Source organism: Hydrogenophaga sp. (assembly GCF_011772445.1).
In the GTDB taxonomy this organism is placed as follows: domain Bacteria; phylum Pseudomonadota; class Gammaproteobacteria; order Burkholderiales; family Burkholderiaceae_C; genus Hydrogenophaga.
Genome location: NZ_WVZN01000038.1, coordinates 102,433 through 110,511, shown reverse-complemented (window position 1 = coordinate 110,511; position 8,079 = coordinate 102,433). Strand labels below are relative to the sequence as shown.

Genomic DNA, 8,079 nt, shown 5'->3' with positions numbered 1-8,079 from the left:
CGTGGTAACTCCAGTCTCCCAGACCCTTCCGGGTGAACAACCTATTGAGACATCACATCTAGGCGGGCGCGCCGTCTCGGGCCACGCCGGCCCTCAGCGGTAGGTGCACTCGAAGGACGCGGCGGCGTTCACGTCGCCCGCCCCACGGTACCGGGGCCAGGCGGGGTACTCGCACAGGGGTCGCTGGCGCCCGGGCACGCCCACCGTGTCGGTGGTCACCTGTTCCCGCGGTGCCGCGCCCCTTTCCACCCAGTGCTCCAGGGCCGTCAGCGAATCCCAGGTGGCGTTGAACACCGTGCTCACCGCGTGCCCGTAGCCCGGCACCTCGTAGTAGCGCACGAAGTCGTTCACCCGGGCCGCCCCCATCTGCGCCTGCAGGCGCTGGTAGTACTGCTCCGTGGCGCGGGCGCTCACCAGCACGTCCGACACCCCGTGCGCGAGCAGCAGCTTGCCGCCCCGGGCGGCGAAGGCGCTGAGGTCCGTGCCGACGTCGAGCATGGTGCTCAGCGCGCTGAAGCGGGAGGCCCATGGGCCGGGGTTCTCCGGGTCCAGCGCCAGCGAATCGAAGGCCGGGTTGCGCGTGACGCCGAGCTTGATCACCTGGTCGAGCTGCTTGGTGATGTAGGGGGCGCCCGCCGGCACGGGCATGGCCGGCTGCTCGGTGCCCAGGTTGAGGAAGGTCTCGATCGGGTGCACCGGCGATGTGCCGGCCGCGCCGCCCAGCGACGCGCCCCAGACGTTGTAGCCCGGGTAGCCGCTGGAGCCGCTGGCCAGGAAGAAGTTGAACCGCGCCGCCGTGTTCATGGTGTTGAGCGCGGCGATCTGCGCGTCGGACAGGCAGGCGTCACCCGTATCGGTGCCGCCAGCGCAGCGCAAGGGCGCGCCGGCGACCTGCGCCACGGCCGGATCGAAGGCGGCGTTGCACTGCGTCTGGTGGCTCACCACGCCGTCGGCCACGCCGTCGAGCAGGTCGCAGGTTTCCAGCACCGCGCGCCGCAGCAGGGCGCGTTTGGCGGGGTTGGGGTAGGCGCCCGGTTGCGCCAGGGCCCGGCTGGCGCGGTGGCCGCCCAGCATGGCCGAGAGCTGGTTCCACGCCGGGTACCAGGCGATGATGCCGTCCCAATCGCCCGGCCAGCGCTGCGCCAGCGAGAGCGCTTCGCGTCCGCCGGTGGAGCCGCCGGCGAAGTACGCCTTCTTCGGCGCGCCCCGGCCATAGTGCTTGCCGATCAGGAACACGGCCGCGTCGCGCGTCTTCTTGAGCGCTTCGCCACCGAAGTTGCGCACCGCCTCCTCGTTCAACAGGAACCGGCCGTCCAGCGACCCGCTGGCGTTGGCCTGGTGCCCCGAATCGCTGGCGAACGTCGCATAGCCGCGCCCCAGTGGCGTGGGCTGGTCGGTCGGGCCCGCCGGCACATTGCCCGCCACGTTGGGCACCGTGCCGTTGAAGCCGCCGCCGCCGAACATCATCCCCTTGCCGTTCCAGGCCAGGGGCAGTGCCACGCGGAAGCTGATGGGCGGGGCCTGCGGATCGACCGGGGCGATCGTGCCGGTGAGGCGGCAGTGGCCGGGTGTGGCGGAGGCATTCGATCCGGCGGCCGGCACCACCACCGCCTCGCTGACCTGTGCGCCGCCCGTGGGCAGGCCGATGGCCGACGCCGGGATGCTCAGCCCCTGCATCTGCGCGCACGGCAGCGGCCGGGCCGCCTGGGCGTGAAGGGCGGCGGCCGGGCCCAGCAGGACCACGACACAGCCGCTCGCGACGAATCGATTTCTCATCACTTCTGTCTCCTTCGTTGGGGGTGGAAATGCCAGGCTTACAGGTCGTTCACGTACATGCGGTTCCAGGTGGGGCTGATGACGAGCTGGTTGATGCAGACCCCGGGCGGCAGCTCGGCGATGAACCGGATGGTGTGTCCCAGGTCGTCGGGCTGCAGCATGCGCGAGCGCTCCTGCGCCGTGGGCGGCGAGGGTCGCGTGTCCAGGATGGGCGTGGCCACCTCGGCGGGGCACAGGCAGCAGGCGCGGATGCCGTTCACGCCGTCCTCCATGTTGATGGTCTCGGTCATCGCGACCACGGCGTGCTTGCTGCCGTTGTAGGCGGGCCCCGTGAGCTTGGGGTGGTGCACACCGGCCCACGACGACACGTTGATGACCAGGCCGCTGCGGCGCGCGCGCATGGCGGGCAGGACGGCGTGCGTCGTGTAGAAGATGCTGTCCATGTTGGTCGCGATGACCTGGCGCCAGCCCTGGGCGGACTGGTCGTGCCAGAAGCGCTCGGGCGTGTTGGTGCCGGCGCAGTTCACCAGCACATCCAGCCGGCCGCCATGGCGCTGCAGCAGTTGCGAGGCGGTGGCCGCCACGGCCGAGGCATCCGTCACGTCGAGCACCGCCACCTCGGCCTGCCCGCCCGTGGCGCGGATGTCCGCGGCCGCGGCCTCGAGCAGACCGGCCCTTCGCCCGGACAGCACCACAGTGGCTCCCGCGCTCGCCAGCGCACGGGCCGCCGCCAGCCCGATGCCCGAGCCAGCCCCGGTGACCCAGGCGACCTGTCCTGGCAGTCCAGCGCTCATGCGGCACCTTCCACGGCGCGCTCGCCCAGTTTCAGCTCATGCGCGTACTGCTCCCAGCCCGACCCCGGAACACGTTCTCCCTCGCGGCTGCAGACCTCGTCCAGACGCCCGCACAGCTGCTCGCCGGCCTGGGCCTGGTCGGCGATGTGGATGCCCTGCGTCATGGTGATGTGAGCGGCCTCGAAGCTGCCCGCGCCGGCCAGCAGGATGGTCCGATTGGGCGCGTCTTCGCAGACCAGGGGGATGAGGGCGGGGCTGACCCGTTCCGGCGTGAGCCGGGCCAGCGCCTCGGGCGGCAGGATGCCGTGCGTCATGGCCGTGGCCGCCGACGGGGCCAGGCAGTTGACGCGGATGTTGCGCTTGTCCCCCTCCAGCGCCAGCGTCTGCATGAGGCCCACCAGCGCCATCTTGGCGGCCCCGTAGTTGGACTGGCCGAAATTGCCGTACAGGCCCGAGGACGAGGTGGTCATGACGATGCGGCCGTACTGCTGCTCCTGCATCTGCGGCCACACCGCCTTGGTGGCGTTGACGGCCCCCATCACGTGCACCTCCAGCACCAGGCGGAAGTCCTCCAGCGCCATCTTGGCGAAGGACTTGTCCCGCAGGATGCCTGCGTTGTTGATGAGGATGTCGATGCGGCCCCACCGGGCCATGGCCAGCTCGGCCATGTCCTGCATGTTGCCGGCCCGCGTGACGTCGCCCAGGTGCGCCAGCGCCTCGCCGCCCTGGGCACGGATGGCGTCCACCACGGCCTGCGCGGCGGCGCTGCCGGCGGGGCCGCCGAGTTCATTGACGATCACGCGCGCGCCGTGGCGCGCCAGTTCCAGGGCATGGGCGCGGCCCAGGCCTCCGCCGGCACCGGTGACGATGGCAACCCGTTCTTGAAGCAGTTTTTTCATGGTGTGTGGAGGTGGTCAGAAATTGACGGCGTCGGCGCCCTTGAGCGCGAGCAGGGCGCGGGCCTCGGCGGGTGTCGCGATCTCCAGCGACAGCTCATCGAGGATGCGGCGGATCTTGCGCACCTGCTCGGCGCAGCTGCTGGCGAGGTGGCCTTTGCCCAGGTAGAGGCTGTCTTCGAGCCCCACGCGCACGTTGCCACCCATCACCGCGGCCATGGTCAGCAGCGGCATCTGGTGGCGCCCGGCGCCGAGCACGGAGAAGCGGTAGCCCTCACGGCCGAACAGGCGATCGGCCGTGGTGCGCATGGCGACGAGGTTCTCCGGGTCGGCGCCGAGGCCGCCGAGGATGCCGAAGATGCACTGCAGGAAGATGGGCCCTTGGATCAGGCCTTCGTCGCGGAAATGGGCCAGCGTGTACAGGTGGCCCATGTCGTAGCACTCGAATTCGAAGCGCGTGCCGCGCTCGCGGCCCAGCACCTGCAGGATGTGCTTGATGTCGGCGAAGGTGTTGCGAAAGATCAGGTCCTCCATGCCTTCGACGTAGGGCTTCTCCCAATCGTGCTGCCAGTGCGTGATCTTTCGCGCCACGGGGTGGATGGAGAAGTTCATCGACCCCATGTTGAGCGAGCACATCTCGGGCGCCGCCTGCAGGGGGTAGGCCAGGCGCTCGGCCAGCGTCATGCGGGTGCTGCCGCCGGTGGTGATGTTGATGACCGCGTCGGTGGCGGCCTTGATGCGCGGCACGAAGCGGTCGAACACCGCCGGGTCGGGCGTGGGGCGCCCGTCCGCCGGGTCGCGCGCGTGCAGGTGCAGGATGGCCGCACCGGCCTCGGCGGCCTCGATGGCCTGCTCGGCGATCTGCTCGGGCGTGATCGCCAGGTAGGGCGACATGGTGGGCGTGTGCACCGAGCCGGTGACCGCGCAGGAGATGATGACTTTGTCGGACATGTGAAGGCTTGTGCGAAGTCTCTCTAGACGGCCAGCCACTGCGCGAGCAGCGCCGGATCGGATTGCAGCTGGGCGGGCGTGCCCTCGAACACGATGCGGCCATGGCCCATCACGCACACGCGGTCCGACACCTTGAGCGCGATGGCGAGCTTCTGTTCGACCAGGACCACGGACACGCCCTGGGCGCGCATGTCGCGGATGCACTCGGCGACCTGCGCCACGATCATGGGTGCCAGGCCTTCGGTGGGTTCGTCGATGAGGATGACGCGCGGATTGCCCAGCAGGGAACGGCAGATCGTGAGCATCTGCTGCTCGCCGCCCGACAGGCTGCCGGCCCGCGTGTGACGCCGCTCCTTGAGCCGGGGGAAGTAGTCGAACATCTGCTGCAGCGTCCAGCGCGGTGCGCCGGGCGCCGGGGGCTGTTCGCCCATGCGCAGGTTCTCGTCCACGGTGAGGTTGGCAAACACCTCGCGTTCCTCGGGCACGTAGGCCAGGCCGGCGCGGCAGATGCGGCTGGGCGGGCAGCCGGCCAGTTCCTGGCCGGCCAGGCGCACGCTGCCCCGGCTGGGCGTCACCAGCCCCATCAGGGCCTTGAGCGTGGTGGAGCGGCCCGAGCCGTTGCGCCCGAGCAGGCTGAGCACCTCGCCCTGGCCGACGCGCAGGCCCACGCCCTGCAGGATGTGGCTCTTGCCGTAGAAGGCGTGCAGGTCGTGCACCTCGAGCAGGTTCGTCATGCCGCCACCTCCTCGCCGAGGTAGGCCTCGCGCACGCCGCGGTGCTGGCGGATCTCGTCCGGCGTTCCGGTGGCGATGACCTGGCCATACACCAGCACGCTGATCCGATCGGCCAGCTTGAACACCACGTCCATGTCGTGCTCCACGATCAGCAGCGCCCGGCCGGCGGTGACCTCGCGGATGAGGTTCAGCGTGTACTCGGTTTCCTCGCTCGACATGCCCGCCATGGGCTCGTCCAGCAGGATGAGCTGGGGATCGGAAGCCACGGTCATCGCGATCTCCAGCGAGCGCTGCTCGGAATAGCTGAGTTCGCCGGCCAGGCTGGCGGCGCGCGTGTGCAGGCGCACCTGTTCAAGCAGCCGTTCGGTGGCTTCGCGCAGGCCGGGCAAACGCTCGACGCGGCGCCAGAACGCCGTGGGCTGCGGCTGCTGGCGCATCACCGCCAGGCGCACGTTCTCGTACACCGTCAGCCGGGGGAAGATGTTGGTGATCTGGAAGGAGCGCGCCAGGCCCAGGCGGTTCACGCGCTGCGGCGACCAGCCGGTGATGTCGCGCCCCTGGAAGGCCACCGTGCCCGAGCTGGCGGCCAGGTTGCCCGAGATCAGGTGGAAGAGGGTGGACTTGCCGGCGCCGTTGGGGCCGATCAGGGCGCGGCGCTCACCGCGCGCCACCTCGAGGTCGACGCCGCGGATGATCGGCGTGTCGCCAAACGATTTGCACAGCGACTTGAGTTGCAGGATGGGCTCGGTCATGCGGCGTCCTCCGGGGTGCGCAGGCGCCGGTGCGCGAAAGCCAGCAAGCCGCCGCCCAGGGCCATCAGGCCCAGCGGCCAGGCCCAGGTGCCGGGGCGGGTCACGTCCCAGCTGGCATCGAGCAGGGTCACGGGCGGCCAGCCGTCCGCCTGCGCGGCCAGGGTGCGGTAGTCCTGCGAGCACAGGCGCTGCAGCAGTTCGATGAGGAACACCGCGCCGGCGGCCAGCAGCAGGGCCGCCAGCAGCCAGGCCAGCAGCAGGGGCAGGGCGCGCGCGGCGCCCAGGCGCCGCACACGCGACGCCGCCAGGCCGCCCAGGCCCACCAGGCCCTGCGGCATGAACATCATCACCAGCACGAACAGCACGCCCTGGTAGAGCAGCCAGGCCTGGGTGGTGTCGGACACGGCATAGCCGAAGAAGCTCATGAGCGCGGCACCCAGCGCGGGCCCCAGGAACACGCCGACGCCGCCGATGTAGCTGTTGAGCACCACGCTGGCCGACACGGCGGGGTCGAAGACCACGTAGTTGGCCGCCTCGTTGGCGAGCACCTGCAAGGCGCCCGCCACGCCCGAGAACAGGCCGGAGATGGCGAAGGCCGACACGCTGAGCCGGTGCACGTCGTAGCCCAGGAAGCGCAGGCGGTGGCTGTTTTCGCGCAGGCCCAGCGTCAGGCGCCCGGCCGGCGTGCGCGTGTGGAAATGCAGCAGCAGCAGGGAGACCAGCACCCAGGCCAGCGTGAGGTAGTAAACCTCGGTGGTCGAGCCGAAGCTCAGGCCCCAGGCCGGCATGCGCATGGTGGAGATGCCCGATTCGCCCCCGAACAGGCCCTTGAGCTGCGGGGCCAGCGAATGCAGCAATTCCGCGATGGCCAGGGTGATCATGGCGAAGGCCGTGCCGCTGCGCTGGGTGGCGAACCAGCCCGCCACCACGCCGAAGACCAGGCCCGCGACGGCACCCACCAGCGGCATCAGCGGCGTGGGCAGCAGCCCGGTGCCGCCCAGGGCGTTCATGCCGTGGACGGTGGCAAAGGCGCCCACGCCGAAGTACGCCGCGTGCCCGAAGGAGAGCATGCCGGCGCGGCCGGCGAGCAGGCCATAGGCGCTGGCGAAGAGGGCGGCGATCAGCATCTGCACGGCGGCGTTGAGCAGCCCCGCGGACAGCAGGAACGGCAACACCGCGAGCAGGGCCAGGCCGCCCGACAGGAGGGAGATGGAGGTGCGCATGGGAAGGATCAGCTCTTGTCGCCCAGCAGGCCCTGGGGCCGCAACAGCAGGACGAGCAACATCAAGGCAAATGGCAGCGTGGACGCCAGGCTGGACAGCTTGAGCGTGAGCAGCCCGCCCACGCCTTCGGCCCAGGCCTGCGCGCCCACCAGGCCCAGCAGGTCGGCCAGGCTGCGGTCGATGCCCACGGCCAGCGAGGTGAGCAGGCCGATCAGCAGGGACGCCAGCATGGCCCCCGCCAGCGAGCCCAGGCCGCCGACCACCACCACCACGAAGACCATCACGCCGATCTCCAGCGCCATGTTCGGGCTCGTGGTGTAGAAGGCGCCGGCAATGGCGCCGGCCAGCCCCGCCAGTGCCGCCCCGACGCCGAACACCCCCATGAACACGAACTGAACGTTGTGCCCCAGGGCCTCGACCATGCGCGGGCGGTAGATGGCCGAGCGCACGATGATGCCCACCCGGGTGCGCGTGAGCAGCAGGTAGAGCAGCGCGAACATGGCCAGGGCCACGCCTCCCATGAGCAGCCGGTACAGGGGGTACTGCTGCCCGCCGAGCGAGAAGGCCGACACGTCGAGCGCCGCGGGCACCTGGTAGTTCACCGGGAAGTTGCCGAACAGCAGCTTGATCGCCTCGGCCACGATGAACGACAGCCCGAAGGTGAGCAGCAGTTCATGCGCGTGGCCATGGTGGTGGACGCGCCGCAGGAAGAAGCGCTCCACGACCGCGCCCACGCCCCCCGCCAGCAAGGTGGCCAGCACGACGGCCGCGCCGAAGCCCAGCACGCCCTGCAGCGTGTAGGCGAAGTAGGCGCCGAGCATGTAGAACGAGGCGTGGGCGAAGTTCAGCACCCCCATCATTCCGAACACCAGCGTCAGCCCCGCCGACACCATGAACAGCAGCAGACCGTAGATGACCCCGTTGAGCAGGGAGAACAGCAGGGTGTCCATGAC

8 protein-coding genes are annotated in these 8,079 nt (G+C 70.4%); all 8 read right to left on the bottom strand.

Annotated features, from left to right (window positions below; translation table 11 throughout):
* Positions 1-93: 93 nt before the first annotated feature.
* From GTO19_RS15950 to GTO19_RS15915, 8 genes are read right to left on the bottom strand one after another with little or no spacing between them, the layout of a single operon-like run.
* Positions 94-1,776: a tannase/feruloyl esterase family alpha/beta hydrolase gene (locus GTO19_RS15950; RefSeq protein ID WP_291022886.1), complete on the bottom strand. Its 1,683-nt coding sequence runs from the start codon at positions 1,774-1,776 to the stop codon at positions 94-96.
* 38 nt (positions 1,777-1,814) lie between these two features.
* Entirely contained in the window at positions 1,815-2,570 is a 756-nt protein-coding gene (locus tag GTO19_RS15945) for an SDR family oxidoreductase (RefSeq protein WP_291022884.1), read from the bottom strand.
* The gene (locus GTO19_RS15940) at positions 2,567-3,469 is read right to left on the bottom strand and encodes an SDR family NAD(P)-dependent oxidoreductase (RefSeq protein WP_291022882.1); all 903 of its coding nucleotides are present in this window, start codon (positions 3,467-3,469) and stop codon (positions 2,567-2,569) included. The genes GTO19_RS15945 and GTO19_RS15940 overlap by 4 nt, the downstream gene beginning before the upstream one ends.
* A gap of 15 nt (positions 3,470-3,484) precedes the next feature.
* Positions 3,485-4,417 carry a 3-keto-5-aminohexanoate cleavage protein gene (locus GTO19_RS15935; protein WP_291022880.1) on the bottom strand — a complete coding sequence of 311 codons (933 nt, stop codon included), beginning with the start codon at positions 4,415-4,417 and terminating at the stop codon, positions 3,485-3,487.
* Between the two features lie 23 nt (positions 4,418-4,440).
* Positions 4,441-5,151: an ABC transporter ATP-binding protein gene (locus GTO19_RS15930; RefSeq protein ID WP_291022877.1), complete on the bottom strand. Its 711-nt coding sequence runs from the start codon at positions 5,149-5,151 to the stop codon at positions 4,441-4,443.
* The gene (locus GTO19_RS15925) at positions 5,148-5,903 is read right to left on the bottom strand and encodes an ABC transporter ATP-binding protein (protein WP_291022875.1); all 756 of its coding nucleotides are present in this window, start codon (positions 5,901-5,903) and stop codon (positions 5,148-5,150) included. The genes GTO19_RS15930 and GTO19_RS15925 overlap by 4 nt, the downstream gene beginning before the upstream one ends.
* Complete coding sequence (locus tag GTO19_RS15920) at positions 5,900-7,126, bottom strand: branched-chain amino acid ABC transporter permease (protein ID WP_291022872.1); 1,227 nt, start codon at positions 7,124-7,126, stop codon at positions 5,900-5,902. Before GTO19_RS15920 ends, GTO19_RS15925 begins: the two co-directional genes overlap by 4 nt.
* Before the next feature lie 8 nt (positions 7,127-7,134).
* Positions 7,135-8,076, bottom strand: a complete 942-nt coding sequence (locus GTO19_RS15915; protein ID WP_291022870.1) for a branched-chain amino acid ABC transporter permease — start codon at positions 8,074-8,076, stop codon at positions 7,135-7,137.
* Between the last annotated feature and the right edge of the window lie 3 nt (positions 8,077-8,079).